The sequence below is a fragment of the Thermococcus sp. ES12 genome (assembly GCF_012027515.1).
GTDB lineage: Archaea > Methanobacteriota_B > Thermococci > Thermococcales > Thermococcaceae > Thermococcus > Thermococcus barossii.
This window is the reverse complement of the sequence record NZ_SNUP01000073.1, coordinates 1-441: the sequence shown is the minus strand read 5'-3', so window position 1 is coordinate 441 and position 441 is coordinate 1. Positions and strand designations below refer to the sequence as shown.

At 40.1% G+C, this 441-nt stretch carries 1 protein-coding gene; it reads right to left on the bottom strand.

The annotated features are described in order from the left end of the window. Positions 1 to 441 (bottom strand): cyclase family protein (locus tag E3E37_RS11095; RefSeq protein ID WP_167717406.1); only part of this gene is annotated, 441 nt, incomplete at both ends.

Below are 441 nucleotides of genomic sequence, written 5' to 3'. Positions count from 1 at the left end.
TGAACTACTACGAAACCTGTTGGTTTTGGTATTTTGTCTAGGTTTGCAAGTCTTTCCAGATGTATATATTCCCTTTCCCTTCCAACATTGTGGGCTGGCCAGAGAACACTTTTATCTCCAGTTCTCTTGTATTCTTCTCCCATTACTTTAAATGCTCTATCAAATCCAAATGCATCAATCCCCATAACTTTCACGCCTTGGTCAATTATGTAAAGGGTTGCTTCTCGGCTCATTCCTGGGTGGGCTTCAAAATACTCTCTTGTTCCCCATTTCTTATCCCATCCAGTATGAATTAAGACGATGTCCCATGGTTGAAGTTTGTAATTAATTTTTTTCAAAGCTTCTTTCACGTCTTCTTCGGTTATAAGTTCTCCAGGCCCTTTATGTGTCATGTCTAGGACTACTCCATTTCCAATACACCATTCAAGAGGTACCTCATCG